Annotated in this window: 15 protein-coding genes; 11 read left to right on the top strand and 4 right to left on the bottom strand. The window is 53.0% G+C overall.

The annotated features are described in order from the left end of the window. Nucleotides 1–103: 103 nt before the first annotated feature. Nucleotides 104–1441 (bottom strand): SLC45 family MFS transporter, encoded by a 1338-nt coding sequence (locus FC43_RS06055; RefSeq protein WP_019206241.1) that lies wholly within the window; start codon nucleotides 1439–1441, stop codon nucleotides 104–106. A gap of 14 nt (nucleotides 1442–1455) precedes the next feature. Further along, nucleotides 1456–3144, bottom strand: a complete 1689-nt coding sequence (locus tag FC43_RS06060; protein WP_019206240.1) for a glycoside hydrolase family 13 protein — start codon at nucleotides 3142–3144, stop codon at nucleotides 1456–1458. 147 nt (nucleotides 3145–3291) lie between these two features. Here FC43_RS06060 and FC43_RS06065 point away from each other — a divergent pair, with 147 nt between their 5' ends. Then, entirely contained in the window at nucleotides 3292–4263 is a 972-nt protein-coding gene (locus FC43_RS06065) for a LacI family DNA-binding transcriptional regulator (protein ID WP_056954926.1), read from the top strand. 49 nt (nucleotides 4264–4312) lie between these two features. Here the strand turns inward: FC43_RS06065 and FC43_RS06070 are convergent, their stop codons facing one another. Next, the gene (locus FC43_RS06070; protein ID WP_056954928.1) at nucleotides 4313–5311 is read right to left on the bottom strand and encodes a D-2-hydroxyacid dehydrogenase; all 999 of its coding nucleotides are present in this window, start codon (nucleotides 5309–5311) and stop codon (nucleotides 4313–4315) included. A gap of 24 nt (nucleotides 5312–5335) precedes the next feature. Further along, nucleotides 5336–6520 (bottom strand): aminotransferase class I/II-fold pyridoxal phosphate-dependent enzyme, encoded by a 1185-nt coding sequence (locus FC43_RS06075; RefSeq protein ID WP_056954930.1) that lies wholly within the window; start codon nucleotides 6518–6520, stop codon nucleotides 5336–5338. A gap of 452 nt (nucleotides 6521–6972) precedes the next feature. On the opposite strand from FC43_RS06075, the gene FC43_RS06080 reads away from it, so the two are divergent. The 10 genes from FC43_RS06080 to pyrE all read left to right on the top strand — a co-directional run bounded on the left by FC43_RS06080 (nucleotide 6973) and on the right by pyrE (nucleotide 23715). Next, nucleotides 6973–7206, top strand: a complete 234-nt coding sequence (locus tag FC43_RS06080) for a hypothetical protein (RefSeq protein ID WP_019206236.1) — start codon at nucleotides 6973–6975, stop codon at nucleotides 7204–7206. A 161-nt stretch (nucleotides 7207–7367) separates the two neighbouring features. Next, on the top strand, nucleotides 7368–9485 hold the full coding sequence (locus FC43_RS06085) for an ATP-dependent Clp protease ATP-binding subunit (RefSeq protein ID WP_056954932.1): 2118 nt from the start codon (nucleotides 7368–7370) through the stop codon (nucleotides 9483–9485). A gap of 399 nt (nucleotides 9486–9884) precedes the next feature. Further along, nucleotides 9885–11351, top strand: a complete 1467-nt coding sequence (gene cls / locus FC43_RS06090; RefSeq protein ID WP_056954933.1) for a cardiolipin synthase — start codon at nucleotides 9885–9887, stop codon at nucleotides 11349–11351. A 321-nt stretch (nucleotides 11352–11672) separates the two neighbouring features. Next, a complete protein-coding gene (locus FC43_RS06095) occupies nucleotides 11673–15347 on the top strand; it encodes a PD-(D/E)XK nuclease family protein (protein WP_056954935.1) in 3675 nt (1224 codons plus the stop codon). Nucleotides 15348–15354: 7 nt separating this feature from the next. Further along, nucleotides 15355–19167 carry a helicase-exonuclease AddAB subunit AddA gene (gene addA, locus FC43_RS06100; RefSeq protein WP_056954937.1) on the top strand — a complete coding sequence of 1271 codons (3813 nt, stop codon included), beginning with the start codon at nucleotides 15355–15357 and terminating at the stop codon, nucleotides 19165–19167. Between the two features lie 87 nt (nucleotides 19168–19254). Then, nucleotides 19255–19947, top strand: coding sequence for a hypothetical protein (locus FC43_RS06105; RefSeq protein WP_056954940.1), 693 nt, complete (start codon nucleotides 19255–19257; stop codon nucleotides 19945–19947). Between the two features lie 231 nt (nucleotides 19948–20178). Then, entirely contained in the window at nucleotides 20179–21474 is a 1296-nt protein-coding gene (locus tag FC43_RS06110; RefSeq protein WP_019206229.1) for an adenylosuccinate synthase, read from the top strand. Nucleotides 21475–21681: 207 nt separating this feature from the next. Further along, nucleotides 21682–22218: a bifunctional pyr operon transcriptional regulator/uracil phosphoribosyltransferase PyrR gene (gene pyrR, locus FC43_RS06115; RefSeq protein WP_081583829.1), complete on the top strand. Its 537-nt coding sequence runs from the start codon at nucleotides 21682–21684 to the stop codon at nucleotides 22216–22218. A 124-nt stretch (nucleotides 22219–22342) separates the two neighbouring features. After that, entirely contained in the window at nucleotides 22343–23065 is a 723-nt protein-coding gene (gene pyrF / locus FC43_RS06120) for an orotidine-5'-phosphate decarboxylase (RefSeq protein WP_056954942.1), read from the top strand. A gap of 2 nt (nucleotides 23066–23067) precedes the next feature. After that, on the top strand, nucleotides 23068–23715 hold the full coding sequence (gene pyrE / locus FC43_RS06125; protein WP_056954945.1) for an orotate phosphoribosyltransferase: 648 nt from the start codon (nucleotides 23068–23070) through the stop codon (nucleotides 23713–23715). The last annotated feature ends 316 nt before the right edge of the window (nucleotides 23716–24031 follow it).

The raw sequence follows: 24031 nt of genomic DNA on the forward strand, positions 1-24031 counted from the left end.
CTAGCTGCCTAATCATTTACATAATTCAACTTTCCACTTGACAGGGTCCAGTTCATTACGGTGCTCTTTTTTTCGTCATCGCTCCAACAATAGTCGCGTGAGCTTAGGCGGTTGGTTGTTCCTTAATGCGGCCGACAAATAAGGCGCCACAAGCTAAGACAATCCCCGCGAGCAGTAACATCCCGGGCATTGACTTGCCAATCAATGGGAAGATGGCAAAGCTGGCCACCGACGCAATGATTTGCGGCAGGCAAATGCTGCAGTTAAACAAGCCCAGGTAAGCCCCCTCATGCTTGCCGGCCAAAGCAGTCGTCAAAAGGGCAAACGGAATTGAGTTCATTGAGATCCAGCCGATTCCGATTAAGCAGAATGATAAGATCAACAGAAGTTTCGTGTGAATAAAGAAGACGGAGACAAAGCCCAGCCCCCCTAAGATCAAACCAGTCCGGTACATGAACTTCCGTTGGTTCGGCTTCGTCTTGGCCAAGACCATTCCCCACAAGACGGCCGCAATGGCTTGGACCGCTGATAAGACCCCAAACCAGTTTCCGGCTGCTTGGTAGCTGGCAGTGGATGGATCAGTGACGTGCCAAACGTTTTGGGCGATGGCCCCGGTCCCGTAAGTCCATAAGTATTGGAAGGCGAACCAACAGAACATTTGCACCAGCGAAATTTGCCAGAAGGCTTGCGGGGCTGACTTCAATAAGGCCATGAAGCTTAACTTTTCTTGGTTGGCCGCTACGTCAACCCCATGGTAGCGAGCGTAGTCTTGGGGGTTGTATTCCCGGACCTTCGCGACCGTAAAGAGGCTGGTTAATAATAAGACGGCTGCCCCCAGGTAGAAAGTCCAAATCACAGAGTTGGGCAAAGCCCCCTTTTTGGCCGTGTTGGCAACGCCGAGCCCGGTCATGATAAAGGGCATTAAGGTGGCTAAAATCCCACCCATGTTAGAGAAAATTTGTTGCCAGGACCAGGCAAAGTCTTTTTGCTCTTCGTTGACCATGTCCCCGATGATCATCTTGAAGGGTTGCATGCAAACGTTTGAGGAAAGGTCCATAAAAAGGACGGCGATGGCCCCAAACCAAAGGGCCGCTAACGAGGCGTACCCAAAGCCAAAGGAACCGGCGTTAGGCAGTAAGACCAAGACTAAAGCGGCAATCGGGGCCCCCACCAAAAGGTAAGGCATCCGCCGGCCAAAGCGCGTCCAGGTTAAGTCGGAATACTTCCCGACCAGGGGTTGGACCAGCATCCCCATTAACGGGGGCAAAATAAAGAAGAAACCGAGCTTAGTTGGGTCGGCCCCAATCGTTTGAAAGATCCGACCCATTTGGGAGCTCTGTAAGGAGAAGGCCATGTTGACCCCGAAAAAGCCGAAGGTCATGGCAAACAGGGTGCTGACGGGCAAGGTTGGCAAGCCCGCGGTTGATTGTTGTTTTTCCATTGTCAATAACTCCTTTAATTCAATTGGTAGACCTTTGCTTCATATGGGCGCAAGGTCGTTCCTTGATCATCAGTGTAGTTGCTCAACAAGAGCGTTCCGGCGGTAGGTTGAGCAAATGACCGGGTGAGGGTGGTAGCCGTAAAATTGGCGACGACCAACAGGGTGGTCGTTTCATCCGTCCGGGTGTAGGCAAAGACTTGCGCATCGTTCTCGTTACCCGCGACCAGGGCAAATTTCCCCTCGGTGATGACGGGGAGGTCGTGGCGCAGTTGGATCAACTTTTGGTAGTGATAAAAGACTGAATCTGGGTCAGCTAAGGCCGCTTTGGCGTTAATCGTGACGTAGTTGGGATTAACCGCCAGCCACGGGTCGTGGTCAGAGAAGCCGGCGTTTAAGCTGGCGTCCCATTGCATCGGGGTCCGGGCGTTGTCCCGAGAATGGGCGGCGAGGTATTTGAGCATCGTCGGCCCATCTACCAGGTGTTCTTCTTCAACCAATTGCCGGTAAGCGTTTTGGCTCTCTAAGTCTTGATAAGCAGCTAACGAAGCGAAGGGGGCGTTGGTCATCCCTAATTCTTCACCGGCGTAAATATAAGGGGTTCCTTGCAGACAGTGCAGGATCGTGGCCAACATTTTGGCGGAAACGACCCGGTAAGCGGGGGAATCATCGCCAAAGCGCGAAACCACCCGGGGTTGGTCGTGGTTGTTCCAGTAAAGCGAGTTCCACGCTTGGCCAGCCAGTTCGGTTTGCCATTTGACCAGGTTGGCGCGCAAAGCGGGCAAGCTAACCTTTTGATCATTCCACTTGCCCAAAGCGGGGTTGGGGTTGCCGTCTAAACTGACGTGTTCAAATTCAAACACCATGTTTAATTCGGTTTCGGTCAGGTTGGCATACTGCTTTGCGTCGGTGGTGCTGGCCCCCGGGGTTTCGCCAACGGTTACCAAGTCGTGCTTTTGCATCACGGCTTGGTTCATTTCTTGCAAGAACTCATGGATCCGGTGCCCGTTGGCAACAATGGGTTCAACGTTGGCAAAGGCTTCGCCACGTTCTTTTTGGCCATCTTGGTAGGTCGCGGGCTTGGAAATCAGGTTGATGACGTCCATGCGGAAGCCATCGACGCCGAGGTTGGCCCACCAATTCATGATGTCGTAAACGGAATGCCGCAGGGCCGGGTTTTCCCAGTTTAAGTCGGGTTGCTTGGTGGCGAATAAGTGCAAATAGTATTGGCCGGAAGCCTCGTCGTATTGCCAAGCCGACCCGGAGAAGTACGATCCCCAATTGGTCGGGGCGTGACCATCGACGGGATCGCGCCAGATATAGTAGTCCCGGTAGGGGTTGGTTTTGCCCTGGCGACTTTGTTGAAACCATTCGTGTTCATCGGAAGAATGGTTAACGACCAGGTCCATCATAATTTTCAGGCCCCGTTGGTGGGCGGCCGCTAAAAGCTCTTTAAAGTCGGCCAAGGAGCCGAAGGTGGGATCAATGGCCCGGTAGTCGCTGATGTCATAGCCGTTATCGACGTTGGGGGAGCGATAGATCGGGTTGAGCCAGATGATATCGACGCCGAGTTTTTGGATGTAATCAAGGCGGCTGGTCACCCCCTTGAGGTCACCGATGCCATCATGATTGCTATCTTGGAAGCTGCGGGGGTAAACTTGATATACCACTGCATTTTGCCACCAATATTTCGGGGAATAGGTCATTTCAAATCAGTCCTTTGGTAAAATCAGGGGTTACGCAAACGTTTGAGTAAAGTGACGAAAAATAACAGCGGTTTCAGCAACCGCTTTCAAAAACATTATAAATAAATCGTCGGGAAAGTCAACTACCAAATAAAGGGGAATTTGAAGATGGTGACCATCAAAGATATTGCGAAACAAGCGGGCGTGACACCGTCGACCGTCTCGCGGGTATTAAATCAAAGTGGCGGCTACAGTGACAAAACCCGCCAAAAAGTGTTACAAATTGCGGCGGAACTGCACTACCAAAAAAATGAGGCGGCGTCGAACCTGGTCGCCCAAACTTCGAATGTGATCGGGGTGTTGATTACCAATGCCACCACCAGTTTTGCGGCCCCGATCATCGATGGGATCGAAGATTGGGCTTATCAGCACGGCATTCGCATCCTGTTGGCTCACTGCGGCTTAAATGACGCGGCGCGGCTAAAAGCATGCCTGGATTTGATGGCCGGCCAAAAGGTCAGTGGGATTCTTTCGATCTCGGTACAGTTTGATGCGACCAATTTGGCCCTGTTGAAACAATTGGGGCTGCCCCTAGTGTCGCTCGGGGTGAAAGTTGATGGTTATCCAACGGTGGCGATTGATGATGAAAAAGCCGCCTATACGGGCACCAAATACCTGCTGAACCGGGGGTACCGGCGAATTGCCCTGGCCGCGATTGACCCGACGGATCCCCAAACGGGGCAGGCCCGGTGTCATGGTTACCAGCGGGCTTTGCAGAAGACGGGCCTGGCGCCGCTGATTATTCCGGGGGATTATTCTTTTCAAGCTGGTTACCAGGCCGCCAAACAGCTCTGGCAGGCGGCCTTGCCGCCGGAGGCAATTTTTGCGGCCAGTGATGATGCGGCCGCCGGGATTGTCTTTTATGCGCAATCGCAGGGGTTGGCAGTGCCTGAGCAACTGGCGGTACTGGGGTTTGACAATTCTTACGTCGCGGACTTGGTTTATCCAGGGCTGACGACGGTGGAGCAGCCCTTTGCCCAGATGGGACAATTGGCGATTGAAGCCTTGGTGATGAAGACCCCCCTCCCGGATCAGGTGGCCTATCAAATTAAAGAACGGCATTCGGTCGGCTGGCGTTAATGAAAAAATGGCCCGGAACTTTGCAGGTTCCGGGCCGTTTTTGCCTTGTTTAGGGTAGCGCCGTAATTTCGTGGGCGCTAGGTTTGCCAGCCAAGATCGCTAAAACATCGTCGAGGGCAATCTCGACCATATTTTGGACAGCTTGATTGGTGAAAAAAGCAATGTGCGGGGTCATGATGACATTGGGCAGGGCCAACAGGGTTTGAATTGGGGTGGGCAAGGTCGCCAAGTCAGCGTGGTAGTCCTGGTTAAAGACGGGGGCTTCCCTTTCGACCGTGTCAAGCGCCGCGGCGGCGATCGTATGATCCTTGAGCGCTGCGATTAAGGCGGCTGTGTCAACGACGGGTCCCCGGCTGGCGTTGACCAAGCTGGCACTTGGTTGCATTAAGGCCAGTTCAGGCGCCCCGATTAAGCCTACTGAGGTCGGATTCAAGTCCACGTGCAAGGAAACGACGTCCGCGCGGGCCAAGAGCTCCCGTTTGGTGGTGTATTCCACGATTTCTGCTAATTCCGGTCGGGGCTTGAGGTCAAAGCCCAGCACTTTTGCTCCTAAGGCATGTAACAGTTGGGCTAAGGTTCCGCCGATACGACCGACCCCAATAATGCCGATCGTGGCCGTGTGAATTTCCTTGGCTTGTAGTCCCGCCCAGCGAAAATCACCCGCGGCCACGCGGTGGTCAAGGGTGGGAGTGTGGCGCAACAAGCGGAAGATCTGCATTAAGGCAAATTCCGCCACACTGCGGGGCGAATATGCAGGAACGTTGGTCACGACTAAACCATTGGCGCGCGCTAAGGGGAGGTCAATGGTATCCACGCCGGCCGTCCGGGTGGTGATTTGGCGCAGGCCATGTTGTTTTAAGAAGGGATAGACCTCGGCGGGGACTGCCCCGCGCTGTTGGATTACCACGCCATCAACCCCGGGGACGAGGTCAAGGGAAGCTTGGATCACGTGGGGAGAAGTGATAATTTTGATTTGGTGGATGGCGGCGTAAGCATCGATCGCGGCTTGCTCATCCGGTCGCACGCTGGTCATCAAAATTTTGGTCATGCAAAAACCTCTTTTCCTTTTTGGCTAGGCAGTTTGCAAAAACTTGGTGATCCGGGCCACCGCAGTTTTGAGGGCCGCCATGCTGGTGGCGTAGGAAAGCCGCAGGTAGCCTTCGCCCCCAGCCCCAAAGAAGCTGCCCGGAATCGTGGCCACTTGCCCTTCCTTGGCTAAGCGGGTCGCAAAAGTGACATCATCACTTCCTTGGTCGGCGGGGAGTTTGGCGAAGAGGTAGAAGGCTCCCCGCGGAGTAGCGACCGTAAAGCCCAGTTCACTAAGGGCGTGGGCCAGGTAATCCCGGCGGGCTTGGTAGGCGGCCTTCATCTTTAGCGTTGCTTGGTGGCCGGCTTCACTGCCGAAAATCGGGACGGCGGCGGCCATGGCAGGGTCCGAAGGGGCCGTGATCATGACGGCGTGGACCACCCCGATCCGCTGCATAATGCCGGCAGGGCCAGCGATAAAGCCGATCCGGTAGCCGGTCATCGCGCCCGCCTTGGAAGCCCCGTTTAAAATCACCGTTTGGCCCGGCAGGTACTTGGCCAAGGAAGTGTGGGTCCCCTCGTAAACCAATTCGGAATAAATTTCATCCGAAATGACGACCAAATTGGTTTCTTGGAGGACTGCCGCCAAAGCTTGGAGTTGGGCGGGGGTAAAGGTTACCCCGGTCGGGTTGGAGGGGTAATTTAAAATCAGGGCCTTGGCCTGGGGGTGTGCGTTGATGGCGGCTTTCAGCTGGTCAGGCGTCAAGACAAAGTCCGGGGCGGTCGTCGGGATCGTCACAGCGTGGCCACCCAGCATTTCGGTCATGGTTTCGTACAAAGGAAAGGTCGGCGTCGGAATCAAAACTTCATCGCCGGGATTCAACAGGGCCGCTAAGGAGGCATAGATGGCTTCGGTGGCCCCGATCGTTACGGCAATTTCGCCTTCGGCTTGGTAAGTCAGTGCGTAGCGGTCGGCTAAAAAGTGGCTGATCGCTTGGCGCAAAGCGAGCGATCCGGCCCCGGGAGCGTAGTGGGAGTCGTCGGCATTAATGGCGTCAATCGCCGCTTGCTTAGCGACGGTCGGGACCGCAAAGTCGGGTTCCCCGACCGTTAATTTGACAATGTCGGGGACGGTACTGACTTCTTGATCAAAGAGCAAGATATTGGCGGGTTGCACCTTGGCAACGTGAGCGTTAAATTGGGTTGCCAGACTGGCTTTCATGGTTGGCATAAAAAACTCCTCCTTCAATGACAAAGGGTTTCAGCAAATAAAAAATCCCGGCTGTTGTCGCTGCAACACCCGGGAGACTGTTTGAGGGTTGGTAATTAACCATGGTTGGTGGGCTTCCCGGATGTTTGGATTGCGTCCTAGAAGCCATCGCAAAAGCTACTGGTTTCTAGGCCTAAATAAAGGCAAACCAGTAAGCATAAAAAGCGCTATTAACTTGTGAGGAACATTGAGAAATCATTTGCTTCACCTCAGGTTAATCAATTGCTCATCATTTTAATCGTTTTCTCAGATAAGTCAAGCTAAGTGGGGAAAGGTGCCCCCCTAATTTTGGGGAAATGGGGGTTGAAACGTTGATTTAACAATTTGATCAAAAAAAGTCAGAAAATCGTTAGTTCACACTTGTGTTAGATCACAAATATGGTATACTAAGAATCGTAAAGGAAGTGACCAAGATGCGGATCGATATCAAAGCGTACTTGGACGCCAATCATTTGACGATCTACCAAGTGGCGAAAAGTTCCGGCTATGGCTACACCACTTTACACAAATCGTTCAACAAACAGCAAAGCATGGCGACCTCGTTGAATCTGCGGGACTTGGATGCCTTATCCCAGGCCCAGCACCAAGCAATGTGGGAAGTCTTGCGGGAGTTGGAAGAAAATTATCTACGGGACGATGATGAGTAGAACCGTGTAGCAAGGTGAGGTCGGAAAGGCGTGTTTCTTTCAGGCCTCTTCTTCGTTCTGACGGTACACACCAAGGGGGTAGTACGCCCCAAACGACTTAATTCAAAAATAATCTCAGCGTCCAAGGTGGGCGCCAACCAACCAGGAAAGGGGACTTGAAGATGGCACAAATTCCAGTAGATCCATTTAACAGCATGGATGATATTTTTAATCAATTGATGGGCAACCTCGGGGGCTTAAATACCGAAAACCGGCGTTACTTGATTAACGGCCGGGAAGTCACGCCTGCCGAATATACACAGTTTCGGCAAACTGGTCAGTTACCAGGCGCCAAGTCAGCCCCGACGGCTAAGGCAGCGCAACCAACGGCGCAAGGCATGCTGGCCAAGTTAGGGCGCAATCTGACGGCTGAAGCCAAGGCCGGCAAGTTGGATCCAGTCATTGGGCGGAACAAAGAAATTCAAGAGACCGCCGAAATTTTAAGTCGGCGGACCAAGAATAATCCGGTCCTGGTTGGTGACGCTGGGGTTGGGAAGACCGCGGTCGTGGAAGGTTTAGCTCAAGCGATTGTCCACGGGGATGTACCGGCGGCGATCAAGAATAAGCAAATTATCAGTATTGACATTGCCAGTCTGGAAGCCGGCACCCAATACCGGGGCAGCTTTGAAGAAAACTTGCAAAAGTTGGTTCAAGAGGTTAAGCAGGCCGGCAATGTAATCCTCTTCTTCGATGAAATCCACCAAATTATCGGGGCTGGGAACGCTGGGGACGCCAGTGGTTCCAAGGGGATGAGCGATATCTTGAAGCCGGCTTTATCCCGGGGTGAGATTACGGTAGTTGGGGCGACGACGCAAGATGAATTCCGGAACACCATTCTGAAAGATGCGGCCTTGGCCCGGCGCTTCAACGAAGTGGTCGTCAATGCGCCAAGTAAGGCTGCGACCTTTAAGATCTTGCAAGGTTTGCGCAAGCTGTATGAACAACACCACAACGTTTTGTTGCCAGATGAAGTCTTGCACGCGGCGGTTGACTACTCCGTTCAATATATTCCACAACGTGCGTTGCCAGACAAGGCGATTGACCTGATTGATATGACCGCCGCTCACTTAGCAGCGCAACACCCCGCTACCGATGCTAAGTCGCTGGAAAGCGAAATTAAAGCGACTGAAGCAGCCCAAGCCAAGGCCGTCAAGGCAGAAGACTTCAAGGCCGCTCAAACGGCCAAGGAAAAGATTGCCAGCTTAAAGCAACAATTGGCCGATCATTCCACGGCCGACCAAGTCACGGCTACGCCAGATGACGTGGCCCAAGCCGTCGAACGGTTAACGGGGATTCCGGTTGCCAAGTTAGGCACGTCCGACATCGAACGGCTCAAGGGGTTGAGCAAGCGGTTGGAAGGGAAAGTAATTGGCCAAGACCAAGCCGTCGAAGCCGTGGCCCGGGCGATCCGGCGGAACCGGGCTGGCTTTGACGAAGGGGACCGGCCAATCGGCAGCTTCCTCTTTGTGGGCCCAACCGGGGTAGGGAAGACTGAATTGGCCAAGCAGTTAGCGTTGGATCTCTTTGGCAACAAGGATGACATTATCCGGCTGGATATGTCAGAGTACGCTGACCGGACCGCGGTTTCAAAGTTGATTGGGACCACGGCGGGCTACGTTGGCTACGATGACAACGGCAACACCTTAACGGAAAAAGTGCGGCGGAACCCGTACTCGATTGTCTTGTTAGATGAAATCGAAAAGGCGGATCCGCAAGTGATTACCCTCCTGTTGCAAGTGCTTGATGACGGACGCTTAACTGATGGGCAAGGCAACGTGGTCAACTTTAAGAACACGATTATTATTGCCACGTCCAACGCCGGTTACTCCAACGATGCCCAACCAACTGCCGACCACACCAGCTTGATCAAGAAGCTGACGCCGTACTTCCGGCCGGAATTTTTGAACCGGTTTAACGCGATTGTGGAATTCAAGGCGTTGACGAAGGACGATTTAAAGCAAATCGTGGACTTGATGATTGCCGGGGTCAACACGACGTTGGCCAAGAAGGGCATGGATGTGAAGGTAACCGATGAAGCCAAAGACTACTTGATTGACCAAGGCTACGATGAAACGATGGGGGCCCGGCCATTACGGCGGGTGATTGAACAACAACTCCGGGATCAGGTAACGGATTACTACTTGGATCACTTGGATGACAAGCATTTGGTAGCAGAAATGCAGGACGGCCGCTTAGTAATTCGGGCGGCCGCCAACGCTGAGGCAGCCGCAGCTGATTAGGCGCTCCCCAGCGGTTGGCAAGCAATTAGCTGGTTAGCGAGAACTTAAAACATCGGAACCAAAAAGTGCTCGTAATCACGTTTTCAACGTGGTTGCGAGTACTTTTTCAGTTCTAAACCTTTGTTGACCCGCGCTAATGTTTCATGTGAAACATTACTGACGCCGTTTATAGTTAAGGTGCCAAATAATTGCCAGCAACAGGATCACAACGCAAATGGTGAGCTGCGGATTTTCGTTAAACAACATATGAAAAAGGCGAATTTGCCCCACGGCTTCAACTGGTGCCAAGATTTCATCATTCCTTTCTTTAATCAAAATACTAGCGGAAGTTGGTTGGTAAAGCGAGCATTTTGGATTACACTGGTAGTAACTTAATCAATGGGAGGCCGTGGCGGGATTATGCTGATCACTTGGCATATTGTGAAATTAGTGTTAGTACTGATTGTCGTGTTCAACGAAATTGCAGCGTTGATCACGGTTTTTCGTGAACGACGGGATATTGCGGCAACCTGGGCTTGGTTGTTGGTTTTGACCTTAATGCCGGTCGTTGGCTTTATCTTCTATTCTTTTTTGGGTTGCAAGCTCCCCCAACGGCGCTTGGAACGGATCCAAACGGAAACCCAATTAGAACTTTCGGCGGCCTTGGACAAGCAAAAGGCCCAGTTCTTACTCTCGCCGCCGCCCAAGCAACCGACCTTGCGCACCTACAAGCGGACCATTATGCTGTTTCAAAGCATTGACGATGCTTTTTTGACCCGGCATAATCACGTGGATCTGTTTAGCGAGGGGCACCATTTCTTTGGCCAACTGTTAAAAGATATCGCGGCGGCTAAGCACAGTATCCACATTGAGTTTTATACCATTTACAACGACCGGATTGGAAATCAATTACGGACGGTGCTGGAACAAAAAGCGGCCGCGGGGGTGGAAGTCCGGGTGCTCTATGATTCATGGGGGTCAATGGGAGTTAAACCGAGTTTTTATGATGGCTTACGGGCCAATGGCGGGCATGCGGCGCCCTTCCTGTTAACTCGCAGCAATCTCTTTGATTTCCGGCTGAACTACCGGGATCACCGCAAGATTGTGGTGCTGGATGGCAAGGTCGGTTACGTCGGCGGCTTTAACGTTGGCGATCAGTACCTGGGCCGGTTGGCTAAATTTGGTCACTGGCGGGATACCCACCTGCGGATCGTGGGGAGCGGGGTCTATGGCTTGCAACAGCGGTTTATTCGGGACTGGAATGCTTCGACCAAAGAAGCCCAACAGCGGGTTGATCATTATCGCCCGTACTTTCCCAAAATCAAAGTCGGCAGCGGGACGACGGCTTTGCAAATTGTCTCCAGTGGACCGGATTCGCCGCTGGAAGAAATTAAACTGGGGTATTTACGCTTGATCAATGCGGCCCAGGATCATATCTGGATTCAAACGCCCTACTTAATTCCCGATGACAGTGTCTTGGATGCCCTGCGGGTGGCTGCGCACTCGGGGGTTGATGTGCGGATTATGGTGCCCAATAAGCCGGACCATGCCTTTGTGTACCGGGCGACCCAGTATTACGCCCGTAGCCTGGCAGAAGAGGGGGTTACCATTTACTTTTACCAAAATGGCTTTTTGCATGCCAAGACGATGGTGGTGGATGGTAAGATGGCCTCGGTGGGCTCGGCGAATATGGACTTTCGCAGTTTTAAACTCAACTTCGAAATCAATTGCTTTATGTATGATCCGAACCTGACGGAACGCTTAGAGCGGCTGTATATCCGTGATATTCGGCATAGTCGGGTCATGACACCAGAACGGTTTGCGGCCCAACCCGGGTGGCTGCGGTTTAAGCAAACCTTCTCCCGGTTGCTTTCGCCGATCTTATAAGTTGCGGACACAAAAAAGCGTCGCTTCCATTCAGGAGCGGCGCTTTTTCGTCACCAGACAAACGAAGCTGGGGCAGAGTAAACGGTATTAACAACCAGACATAGAGAGATTTGAGGAAACCTCAGCTTCGTGCATACTCAGATTATGTTCACTAAGTAACAATGTTATTTAACCACGCTGGCTTATAAAATGCAAGGTTTGTCAACGAAAAATATTTACCACGCGAAAAGATTGGGTCAAACTTCACAAGTGGGCGGGAGACTGAAGCGTGTTAAAATAGCAAGGAAGACCTCGTTGCGTGTCAACTCGAAAGGATTACCCATGCCAAGTTTGCAATTTATTTTAGGGTCGGCGGCCGTTGATCACCAAGCGGCCTTGCTTGATCACTTGGCGGCTCAACTGGCCGCTCACCCCACGGATCGCTTTTTTTATTTGGTTCCGAACCACATTAAGTTTTCCACCGAAATCGACGTCTTAAGCCAATTAAAGGCCCGGCAAGCCAGTCCCATCTATGCCCAAACGCAAGTCCAAGTGTTGTCATTTTCGCGGCTGGCATGGTTTTTATTGCGCGACGTCCCGGCCTTTAATGCGCCCCGCATTTCGCCAACGGGCTTGACGATGGTCGTCGCGGCGATTGTCAAACAACTGACCCCGGCCCAGTTGCGCCTGTTTGCCAAGGAAGCACATCAGCCCGGCTTTATTCAAGACTTGACCAGGCAAGTGATGGAACTGCGTAACGCAAATATTGCGCCGGAAGATTACGATCAGATTAAACAGCGCAGTGCGGCGTGGGCCCAAGCCCATGGTCAAACGGATGCCGCCTTTGATGATAAATTGGCCGTGCTGTTTACGGTTTACCAACGGTTCATGGCTGCATTGGGCGACCAGTTAGCGACGCCAGACATCTATGATTTATTGATCCAAGCCTTGCGGCAAGGTGATTTTAGCACGACTCATTTTTACCTGGACCGCTACAACGCCCAGTTTTCGGCCAAGGAAGAACAAGTGGTGGAAGCGATGATTGAAAACGGGGCAACGACGACGGTAAGTTTGGTCTTGGACCGGCCCTATCGGGGGAGCCAGGTGCCGGATCCCAACCAGCTCTTTTATCAACCCGGCCTGATGTATCACCGCTTGGCACGCTTTGCCGAACAGCACGGTGCGATTACCTTTTTACCCGACGAATTTGCCAGCCGGCCGCGGGTGGCCCCGGCCTTACAAGAGGTTGAACGGTGGCTGGCGGCTACCAGTCAGTTTACGACGCCTGCTCCGGCGCCAACTTTACCTCAGGCGGTTCACTTTATGACGGCCCCGACCCGGTTGGCAGAATTGAATGCGGTGGCGGCCAAGATTCGCCAGTTGGTGACTCACCAGCACTACCGGTACCGAGATTTTTTGGTCTTGACCCGGCGCTTGGATGGTTATGAAACGATGCTGCAGCCCGTCTTTGCGGCCCATGAAATTCCAGTCTTTAACGATAATGATCGGCCGATGAAGACGCACCCCTTGGTCACGTTGGTCCTCGGCCTGTTCCAGGTCCTGTGGGGGCATTTTCAATTAACGGATTTGATGCAAGTGCTTAAGACGGGGCTTTTGCTGCCGGCGGTGGAAGTGGCTGGACAGCCCTTAACGGCCGAACAATTCAAGGCCGATCTGTATTTAACCGAGAATTGGGCCCTCAAGTATGGCAAGTCAGGGGCCAGTTGGTTAAGCACCAAACCCTTTGAATACACCCCCCATTTGAAAATAACCCCAGCGATGGAGCAAACGGCGTTGGGACAAGCAGAATTGCAAAAGCGAGCGCAGCTCAACCGGGTGAAGCACTATGTCAAAACCGAATTGGCGCCCTTTTTAGCCCAATGGCGGCAAGCCAAGACCGGGCGCCAAGCCGCGCAATTGCTGTTTGAATTTTTACACCACCAGGGGGTCGAAAAACAACTGGCTGCCTGGGAACAAGCCGCCGTTGAGGCAGGTGAGCTGGCCCTTGGCCAAGAACCCCAACAGGTCTGGCAACTGTTTTGCCAACTGCTCGACGAATACGTCCTGGCCTTAGGCGATCAAACGCCGTTCAACCTGACGGATTTTCGGGATTTGTTGTTAGTGGGCTTCCAAACGGCAACGTATTCACAAATTCCGTCGACGATTGATCAGGTCTTGGTGTCAGAAAGCGGGATTACCCAGACGGAACGCCGGCAAGTGGTCTTCATCATTGGGGCGACTGATGATGTGATGCCCACCGTTCAATTGGAACCAGGCTTGCTGACACCCGCTGAGCGGCAACGGTTGGCCCAAGGCTTGCGTGCGGATCAATACCTCCCCGTGGCGGGCTTAGAAAAGATTGCCAACGAGCCCTTTGTTAATTACTTGGCGATGATGACCCCGCAAGCCGAATTATACTTATCCGCTCCACTGCAAGGGGGCGAAGAAGAGCAGGTGGGGCTTTCGCCGTACTTGACCGGCTTGGCCGCGCATTTCAACCAGCCGATTACCGCCTTACCGGCGACCCCGGTGCCGCAAGCTGACTTTGCGGCGGTGGCGCCCTTTGTGTCGGCGCCCGCCGCGACCCGCTCGAACTTTATTCGGGTCCGGCGTTTAAAGCAGGATAATGCGCAACCATTGAGCAGCAGTTGGCGGTTAGTTGTCCGGTTGTTAAACCAACTGCAGCCGGATCGCCCGCCATTGTTGCCAGCGTACCACTACCAAAATGAGCCCCAGCCACTAACGCCGGCTTTGGCGGAGCAACTGTATGGTCACCTAGCGCCGGAATTGGTGGCCGCCCGGGCGGCCGCCCAACAAGCCGACGCGCCGTTGCCGGCCATTCCGCCGGAGCAGGCGCATAGTACCCTGTATACGTCAGTTTCCCAACTCCAAACCTTTTACCAAAATCCGTATGAATACTTCTTGAAGTACGGGCTACGCTTGAAAAAGCGCGAAGAATTTGAAATCAGTCCCGCTGACTCGGGGACTTTCTACCATAACGTGATGGAGCACTTTATCGCGGCCAATCAACCGCACTTAGCCACCCTTGATGAGGCTGCTTTGGCAAAGCAAACCGCTTTGGCCCTAGCGTGGGCCGAAAGCCAACAACCGCTCTTAGTGGAATTAAGTGATGAAAAACGCCGGTTTGCCTACCAATTAAACCACTTAAAGCAGGTGGCGGCCGCAATGACCCGTCTCTTGGTCAACCAAGCCCAATTGAGTACGGCGACACCACTGCATACGGAGCAGACCTTTGGCACCACGACGGCAGCCTTGCCGCCCTTGGTTCACCGTTTAGCGGATCAAGTCCACCAAGTTCAAGTCCGGGGCCGGATTGACCGGATCGACCAAATTCAAACCGCCCAACAGACTTACCAGATGGTGCTTGATTACAAATCTGGTCAACGGCAGTTTGATTTGGTGCGGGCGCTCAGTGGGTTGGATTTACAGTTATTAACTTATTTAGCGGCCCTGCAGAACAGTGCGCCGACGACGAAGCTCGCGGGGGCCTTTTACCTGCACTTGGGCAATGAAGTCTTACGGGCCTCCGACTTAAAGCGCCGTTCCGCCGTGGCCAATACACTCCAAAATCACCGTTACAATGGGCTGATTTTAAATGATCCGGACCTGTTAACGGCCGTGGATACGGAGCTGGGGCAAACTGGGCGGGGGCAACTTTTGAAGGTCAGCTATACCAAAAGTAAGCAGACCTACCGCGCCAATCAGGGGAGCGCCCTGGTAACGCCGGCCCAATTAAAGTGGCTCTTGGACCAAAATACGGCCTTGATTACCAAAGCAGCCACGGCAATTTTAACGGGGGTCAACACCTTGGCCCCATACCGCTTGGTGGAAGCGACGACGGCCAGCAATGGGTTGACCAACAGTGACTTTTTGCCCATTTTTGCCTTTGATAATGTCTTAGACCAGGATAAGTTCCGTGACATTACGCTGAGCGAAGCGGCTGTAAAGCAACAATTACAAGCCTTGGATGAGCCAACAGAAAATAAGGAAGGATAGTTTTGCCATGGCAAATTTTACGCCAACGCCCCAACAAGCACGGGCAATCAGTGATCAAGACGTCGATATTTTGGTGTCAGCTTCAGCGGGCTCCGGGAAGACGGCGGTGCTGGTGGACCGGGTGATCGAACTGTTGAAGACGGACCCCACTTTAAACATTGATCAGTTTCTCTTGGTCACCTTTACCAAGGAAGCCGCCAAGAATATGCGGGACCGGATTCGCCAGCGGTTGCTAAACGCTAGCGTCAATCAGCACCTCAAAGCGCAATTGGCGCGCTTGCCGCTGGCCAATATCAGTACGATTCACGCCCTTTGTGAGCAGATTATTAAGCAGTATTACTACGTCATCGGGCTGGACCCCAAGTACCGCTTGCTAACAGATGCGGCCGAGCAAAATCTGTTGCAAGAGCAAGTCTGGCAAGCGTTGGAAGAAGAGTGGCTGGGCCAAGAAAGCCAGCAGTTTGCGGCCTTAAAGGCGGCTTTTCAAACCACCGCTAGTAACGTTGGTGAGGGCTTGGCAGAGGTGGTTTGGCAATTGGACACGGTGGCCAATGCGCAAGCCCACCCCCAAGCCTGGCTGGATCAACTGCTGGGAAATTACCGTTGCGAGGCCGCAATGACGACCAGTCCCTTTTATCAAACCCAATTGCAACCGCTAGTGGCGGCGGCCTTAGCTGACTTGGCACAGAAATTAACCACCCTGGTGGATGCGGTGCCGCCGGCCGGACCGTTTGGGAAAATTCAAACGATCCTGCAAGCGGATCTGACCCGGGTCAAAGACCTCCAAGCGGCGTTGCCGACGGCAGGTTGGGATCAGTTGGTCCACGCCTTTAGTCAGGCTAAGTTTGACCGGTGGAGTACAGCGGGGCTGAAAGAAGCGGCGGATAAAGAAGCTGCCGCGGCCTTAAAAGCGCAGCGGGATACGTTAAAAGACCAATTCACCAAGTTGGGTGAGCAGTACTTTAATGTTGATGAAGCGGTTTTGCTGCAACGGGTGGGGCAAGCCCGGGGTTTACTGGCGCAATTAATTGCGGTGACCAAAGAATTTCGGCAACGCTACCAAGGATTGAAGGCGGCACAACATTTGGTGGATTTTAGTGACCTGGAGCACTTTGCTTACCAGATTTTAACGACGGAAACCCCGGCCGGACGCCAAGCCCAAGCCCAGTTGCGCCACCAATTTCGGGAAATCATGGTGGATGAATACCAAGACACCAATGCTTTGCAAGACGAGTTGGTCAAGCAGCTCCATGATCCGGCCCAAAATCACTTGTTTATGGTGGGGGATGTTAAGCAGTCAATCTATCGCTTCCGCCAAGCGGATCCGACCCTCTTTTTAGCGCGTTACCGGCGCTATGCAGGGGCAGCAGCCGGCAATGAGGCGATTGACCTGGCGGAAAATTTCCGGTCCATGAACAGTGTGACCGATTTTGTCAACGTGATCTTTACCCAATTGATGGATGAAACGCTCGGTGAATTGGCCTATGATCAAGCCGCTCAGCTCAAATACGCGGCGACACGCTACGAAGCGGCGGCTGATCCGCGCCCGGCGCCAGAGCTGCTCTTGTACGATGCCAGCGCGACGGAGACGCCTGATCCGGCTGTGGAGCACTATGTCGAACGGCAGGTGAATGATCCGGCGGCCGGGGAAGTCTGGCTGATTGGGCTGCGGATTCGACAAATGCTGGACCGTCACGAAACAATCTTTGATCAGACTACCGGCCAAATGCGCCCAATTGAACCCCGCGACATTGCCATCTTGGCGCGGACCAAACAGTTGAATAACCAACTGGTGGAGCAGTTTGCTCGCTTGGAAATTCCGGTGGTGGTCCATGATGTAAAGAACTACTTTAAGGCGACGGAAGTCCAGACGATGCTGGCCCTACTGAAAGTGATTGACAACCCAGCCCAAGATATTCCCTTGGTGGCGGTTTTGCGTTCGCCACTCGTCGGCTTGACGGAACGGGAACTGGCCTTGATTCGCTTGCAAGCCGTGGATGCCGATTACTATTCGGCCTTGGTGGCCACCCAGACGGCCTTGGTCAAGCCCGATTCGCGGGCAAAACTGGCGGCGCAATGGGCGGCCTGGGATCTTTCACAGCCGAGTGATCAGGGGCCAACCCCGGGCAATTTTGATCAGTTTGCGGGGAAAGTCCAACGGTTTCAAAAGCAATTGACCACCTTCCAGCAGGTCGCCGAACGGCAATCCTTAGTGGCTTTGATCTGGCAAATTTACCAGACGACCGATTACTTGGACTATGTTGCCGCTATGCCCGGGGGGAGTCAGCGGCAAGCCAACCTGCATGCTCTGTACCAACGGGCCAATGAGTATGAGCAAGGCGGTATGCGGGGGCTGTACCGGTTTATTCATTTCATTGAACGCATGCAACGGCGCGATGATGACCTGGCCCAAGCGCCCGGCGAAGTTGTGGGCAATGCGGTCAACGTGATGACGATTCACGGCAGTAAGGGGCTGCAATTCCCGGTCGTCTTTTTAGTCAACAGTGGTCACCACTTTAATACCATGACCCAAACGGCGCCCCTGGTTGTAAATCCGCACGTTGGGGTGGGGATGCGCTTCAGCGTACCGGTGCCCGATGATCCGTTGACGCGCTATCGTTATGATTTACCCCAGCGCGCCGTGGTCTTGCGGTCGTTGTTGTACCAAGAACGGGCCGAAGAAATGCGGCTGTTGTACGTGGCGTTGACCCGGGCGGAACAACGCTTGATTATTACGGCCGGAACGGATCATGAGCCGGCCCAACTGGTCGCCAAGTGGCAAGCGGCGGCGACCGCAACTACCCAAGTCTTGCCAGCTGCCGTGCGTTTGCAGGCGAAGTCCTTTTTGGATTGGCTGGGCATGACGTTGGTCCGGACGGGGTTATTAACGCCGGCTACCTTTGCCAGCGAGGCGACCTGGCCGCAAACCGTATCGGTGCCTGCGCAGTTACGGTGTGTGGCCCAGGTTTATACGGCCAACCAGCTGGAAGCAGCGTTGGCGGCGTTAAAGGATCACCGGGGTCAAGCGGTGACGACGCCGGCGGAAACGCCGCTGACCCGGGCCCAACAACAATTTTTGGCCCAAACCTTACAAATGCAATACCCACACTTAGCGGCAACCAAAACGACGGCCTACCAATCGGTTTCGGCATTGCGGGAAGTTTTTGCCAGTCAGGATCCGGATGAAGCCCGGATGGGGCATTTGAGCTTTAACCAGCAAACCGTGCAAGAGGAAGGCCGCTATCTGCAAGGCGATTTTGGCCAACCGAGTTTCCTGGCGCAGGGGCCGCAAAAACCAACGGCAGCCGCGATTGGGACGGCGACGCACCTGGTCTTGGCGCAATTGGCTTTGACCACAGGGGTGGTAACGTCTGAGCAGGTCACGTCCAAGATCGATGAATTAGTGGCCAACGGCTTGATTGACAGTCCGCAGCTGGGCGCCGCGATTGATGTCGCGGGGATCGTCGCCTTTTATCAAACCCCTCTGGGGCAACAAATTTTGGCGCATCCCCGGCAAGTGCGGCGCGAGCAGCCCTTTTCAATGTTGTTGAACGGCAGCGACCTCTTTACCAATTTACAAGCTGATGATGGGGAATTGCTGATTCACGGGATCATCGACGGTTACTTGACTACCCCGGCGGGGATTGAATTGTTTGATTATAAGACCGACGAAATCAACGCGGATGACCCAACTCCTGTGATTGAACGCTACCGCGGGCAGTTGAACTTATACGCGGCCGCTTTGCACCAGATGACCGGCCAGCCAGTCTTACACCAGTATCTCTACTTAGTAAGGATTGGTGAATTAGTGGAAGTGTAGTATGCTAAAGATGGTTAAAAAATATTGGATAGGCGATCGGTAACGGGATCGCGATGAAAAATCCGAGGGGGCAAGAACGTAAAAAAAGTGGTAGTGCTGTCGGCCGTGGCCTTAGTAAGTTTGGGCTTGGTGGGCTGTGGCAAACAAAGCAATGCAACCAAGGCAGGCTCTGCAACGAGCAGCGCCGTGGTTGATCAGTACACGAAGGGTGAGTGGGCGCTGATGGCCTACATGAAGACCGGTGATATTTCGGCCCACGATTTGAAGAAAAATGTTGATCAGTTAACCTTAAAGCACAAGGGAAATCGCTATACCTTAAAGAATGATGTCCAGTCCTTTGTGTGTGAAATCAAGGGCAGCCAGGTTAAAGTAACCCTCCAGGATGCCGATGGACAGGACTTAAGTGACGTTTCGTACACCAAAAAGGAACTGGCCAAGCAATACCAGAGGGATTTGGCCACGATTGACCGGGTGTTAGGTAAACTGCAGGACCATCGAGCAGCCAGTTCGTCGTCCAGTGCCGATGAACCTAGTACCAGTGTGGCCAGTTCCAGTACCCCAACCAGCGCTTCGTCCAGTGCGGCCAGCTCCAACAGCCATACGAACACGAGCAATGCTGCGACGGGGACCCAGCCATCTAATGCCAATCCGGTACGCAATACTGGGAGCGGTAACGGTTATCAAGCACCGACCAATCCAGCGCCAGCCCCAACTCAAGCACCAAGTTATTCAGGTGGCAGTGCTGGGGGGACGGGGGCCCCAGGTATCAGTACGGAATAATCAGCGACTGCTTTTCGCTTGTTTCGGCGGAAAGCAGTTTTTTGTTGTTCGTTTGTGGATCTTACCATAGCCAAATGATTAATCTTTGTCGCCTTACCAAGGATTTAATCTGAATGTTCAAGGTTAAGTAGTGAAATAAAGTTCGGAAAAGCTCTTGCAAAACCCGGTCCGTTTCGTTAGTATAATTAAGTAAGTGTGTGCTTATAATTTAAGCTAATGAGGTGGAAAAATATGGCATCAGTAGTAGTGGTAGGGAGTCAATGGGGAGACGAAGGCAAGGGGAAGATTACCGATTACCTTTGCCAAACCGCCACGATGGTTGTGCGTTCGCAAGGCGGTAACAATGCGGGGCACTCGATTGTCTTTCATGGTAAAAAGTACGGGCTGCGCCTGATGCCGTCGGGGATTTTTGGGGAAAAGACCCTGGCGATTATTGGCAACGGGGTCGTGGTAAATCCCAAGTCCCTGTTAGAAGAAATTCATTACCTGAATGCCGAAGGAATCAGTACCGCTAATCTGCGGATCTCCAACCGGGCCCACGTGGTGATGCCGTACCACGTTTTGCTGGATGAATACCAAGAAGCCGCTAAGGGGGATCACAAAGTCGGGACGACCAAGAACGGAATCGGCCCCGCTTACGTTGATAAGGTGGCCCGGGTCGGCATTCGGATGTGTGATTTATTGGAAAAGGACACCTTTACGGAGAAATTAAAGCTGAACCTGGCCGAAAAAAACGACCTCTTTACTAAGGTTTACGGGCAACCCGCTTTGGATTTTGAGGCCTTGTTTGAAGAGTTCTATGCCTATGGTCAAGAATTAGCACCGTACGTAACCGATACGGCAATTTTGGTAAATGAAGCCTTGGACCGGGGAGAACGTGTCCTGTTTGAAGGAGCGCAAGGGACGATGCTCGATATTGATGCCGGTACTTACCCTTACGTAACTTCTTCCACGCCCGTGGCGGGTGGCGCAGCGACCGGGGCCGGCGTCGGGCCCAATAAGTTGACCACTGTGGTGGGGATTTGCAAGGCCTACACGACCCGGGTCGGGGAAGGCCCCTTCCCAACGGAGTTATTTGATGAAGTCGGCGACCAATTACGGGAAACCGGTCATGAGTATGGGACGGTTACGGGGCGGCCCCGGCGGATTGGTTGGTTTGACAGTGTGGCGATGCGCCACGCCGTCCGGGTGGACGGGATCAACTACCTGTCCTTGAACTTGTTGGATGTCTTAACCGGCCAAAAGACGATCAAGATTGCCACGGCCTACGAGCTCAATGGGCAAACCATTGATTACTACCCGGCCAGCTTGAAAGAATTGGAAGCGGCCACCCCGGTGTATGAAGAATTACCAGGGTGGGATGAAGATATTACTCAGGCGAAGTCGTTAAGTGACTTGCCGGCTAATGCCCAAGCGTTCTTACGCCGGATTGAAGAGCTGACTAACGCTAAGCTAGCGACGGTTTCGGTGGGACCGGATCGGGATCAAACGATTATTGTCCGTGATGTCTGGCAAGCAGCAAAATAATGAAAGCAGATCGCGCGCGTTTTGGCGGCGCGATTTTTTCTTTCCCGGCGGAGGAGTTGACAGCGCCTAATTAGACGGGTAAACTGGATCGAAATAGGCCTTTTAATTGACCCGGTGAGGTCAAAAGGGGACGCGGAAAAATGAGCTGCTGCCCCCAAAGGGCGGCAGTTTTTTGAACCGGGAAAAATGCGGAAGGAGTGTTGGATGGTGGCGCACGAAATCGTTGATGGCTCCAGTATGAAGCGGGCGCTGACGCGGATTACCTATGAAATCATCGAGCAAAATAAAGGGGTGGATGACCTGGTCTTTGTTGGGATTAAGACCCGGGGGATCTACCTGGCCAAGCGCTTGGCTAAGCGGATGGAACAATTGGAAGGGGTCCAAGTGCCCGTGGGGTCATTGGACATTACCCTGTATCGGGATGATCGCCACCAACCCGACCACCACATTGAACCGACGGTGGAAAATGCCGACATTGCCGTCGACATTACTGATAAGCACGTGATTTTGGTTGATGACGTGCTTTACACGGGTCGGACGGTGCGGGCGGCCTTGGATGCCTTGATGGATTTGGGCCGACCAAAGCGGATTTCGTTAGCGGTCTTGGTTGACCGGGGCCACCGGGAATTACCGATTCGGCCGGATTTTGTGGGGAAGAATATCCCGACTTCCAATGCTGAAACGGTTCACGTGGCAGTTGAAGAATACGATGGTCACGAAGACATTTCAATTGATAATAAATAGAATTTCCACTATTTAAGGACTCCAGTGAGGGTGCAATGGTGGGGGCTTTTTTAGGCCACCGACGGGGCAGTCTCAAATCCGAGACTGCTTTTTTTGTTACCCACAGCGGGGAAAGGAGAATATGATGCAACGATTTGCGCCAATGGTGGCGATTGATGTGGCTACGCAAGCAGAAGCCTTAGCTTTATTTGATCAGTTCACGGGATTGACCCCGGCCCCGATCGTTAAATTGGGGATGGAATTGTACTATGCTGCGGGACCGACGATTGTAAAGGAGGCCCGCCGCCGGGGCTTTGCCGTCTTCTTGGATTTAAAATTATACGATATTCCCAACACGGTCGGCCGGGCAATGCACGCCTTGGGGAAGCTGGGGGTTAGTTTTGTGACCGTACATGCCGCCGGCGGCAGTGAAATGCTGCAAGCAGCCTTGACAGGCCTACAAACGGGGGCCAAAGAAGCGGGCCAGCCACAACCATACTTGCTGGCAATCACGGAGTTGACGTCGATTGATCAGCGAATTATGAATGAAGAACAAGGCATCCCGGGGCCAGTCGCGGCCACTGTTCAACGCTATGCGCGGATGGCTGAACAAGTGGGGTTAGCCGGGGTAGTTTGCTCGGCCCAAGAAGTGCAGGCAATTCGTGAAGTCACAGGTGAGCACTTCTTATGTGTCACCCCGGGAATTCGACCGGTGGGAGCAGCAAAGGGGGATCAAAAGCGGGTCGTAACCCCAAGCCAAGCGCATCAATTAGGGGCCAACGCGATTGTTTGTGGCCGGCCGATTACGCAGGCGCCGGTGCCGCGGGCTGCCTATCAACAAATTGCAGTGGAATTCATGGAGGGATAAAAATGTTGGGACAACGTGAAATTGTAGCGAAGAACTTATTGGATATTCAGGCCGTTACGTTACGACCGGAAGCGCCCTTTACTTGGGCCAGTGGACTGAAGGCCCCGATCTATACTGATAACCGGCTGACGATTTCGTATCCGTGGGTTCGCCGCAATATTTACATTGGAATGATTGATCACATTAAGGCTCACTTTGGGGTTGAAAACGTAGATGTCATTGCGGGGACGGCGACAGCTGGGATTCCGCACGCAACTTTAGTGGCTGAACGGTCGCAAAAGCCCTTGATTTATGTTCGTTCAAAGCCTAAGGATCACGGGCAAGGCCGGCAAATCGAAGGGGTCTTAAAGGCGGGGCAAAAAGTTGTCGTCATCGATGATTTATTATCGACCGGCGGGAGCGTTTTGAACGCGGTCAAAGCAGTGCAAGCGGCAGGCGGTGAAGTGTTGGGGGTTGTGGCAATTTTTAGTTACGAATTGCCGGCGCTCACGGCTAACTTTGCGGCGGCCAAGCTTCCGTTTTACACCGTTACCAATTACACGACCCTCATTGATGAAGCCATCAAACAGGGAATTGTTTCTGACGATCAAAAAGCAAGCTTACACGCGTGGCGTCAAGCGCCAGAACGCTGGTCGCAGCAGCAAGATTAGTAGGAAAAAAGCTGGCTGCGGCTGGCTTTTTATTTTTTTGCTAAAAAGGGCTTGACGGATTCTAAGGAGACGGGTATAGTTATATATCGTTGTCACCGCGATAAAGCTTCGGCACTGCGGTGGCGACGCCAAGAATTCAAAATTGTTGTTGACAAAGATTTGAGTTCTTGGTAATATATAAGAGTTGTCGCTGAGCTTCAGTAAAAGAACTTCTTCAAAAAAGTTCTTGACACCAACTTGAAAGTTATGATATACTTATCAAGTCGCTGATTTGAAACGACAAACTGGTAGACCTTTGAAAACTGAATAAAGTTTC

This window comes from Limosilactobacillus ingluviei DSM 15946, assembly GCF_001435775.1.
Lineage (GTDB): Bacteria > Bacillota > Bacilli > Lactobacillales > Lactobacillaceae > Limosilactobacillus > Limosilactobacillus ingluviei.

Coding starts and splice junctions, on each gene's coding strand:
- FC43_RS06070 (WP_056954928.1), bottom strand. CDS start 5,311: ATGACCAAAATTTTGATGACCAGCGTGCGACCGGATGAGCAAGCCGCG.
- pyrF (WP_056954942.1), top strand. CDS start 22,343: ATGCAACGATTTGCGCCAATGGTGGCGATTGATGTGGCTACGCAAGCA.
- FC43_RS06065 (WP_056954926.1), top strand. CDS start 3,292: ATGGTGACCATCAAAGATATTGCGAAACAAGCGGGCGTGACACCGTCG.
- FC43_RS06075 (WP_056954930.1), bottom strand. CDS start 6,520: ATGCCAACCATGAAAGCCAGTCTGGCAACCCAATTTAACGCTCACGTT.
- FC43_RS06060 (WP_019206240.1), bottom strand. CDS start 3,144: ATGACCTATTCCCCGAAATATTGGTGGCAAAATGCAGTGGTATATCAA.
- FC43_RS06080 (WP_019206236.1), top strand. CDS start 6,973: ATGCGGATCGATATCAAAGCGTACTTGGACGCCAATCATTTGACGATC.
- FC43_RS06095 (WP_056954935.1), top strand. CDS start 11,673: ATGCCAAGTTTGCAATTTATTTTAGGGTCGGCGGCCGTTGATCACCAA.
- addA (WP_056954937.1), top strand. CDS start 15,355: ATGGCAAATTTTACGCCAACGCCCCAACAAGCACGGGCAATCAGTGAT.
- FC43_RS06110 (WP_019206229.1), top strand. CDS start 20,179: ATGGCATCAGTAGTAGTGGTAGGGAGTCAATGGGGAGACGAAGGCAAG.
- cls (WP_056954933.1), top strand. CDS start 9,885: ATGCTGATCACTTGGCATATTGTGAAATTAGTGTTAGTACTGATTGTC.
- FC43_RS06085 (WP_056954932.1), top strand. CDS start 7,368: ATGGCACAAATTCCAGTAGATCCATTTAACAGCATGGATGATATTTTT.
- FC43_RS06055 (WP_019206241.1), bottom strand. CDS start 1,441: ATGGAAAAACAACAATCAACCGCGGGCTTGCCAACCTTGCCCGTCAGC.
- pyrE (WP_056954945.1), top strand. CDS start 23,068: ATGTTGGGACAACGTGAAATTGTAGCGAAGAACTTATTGGATATTCAG.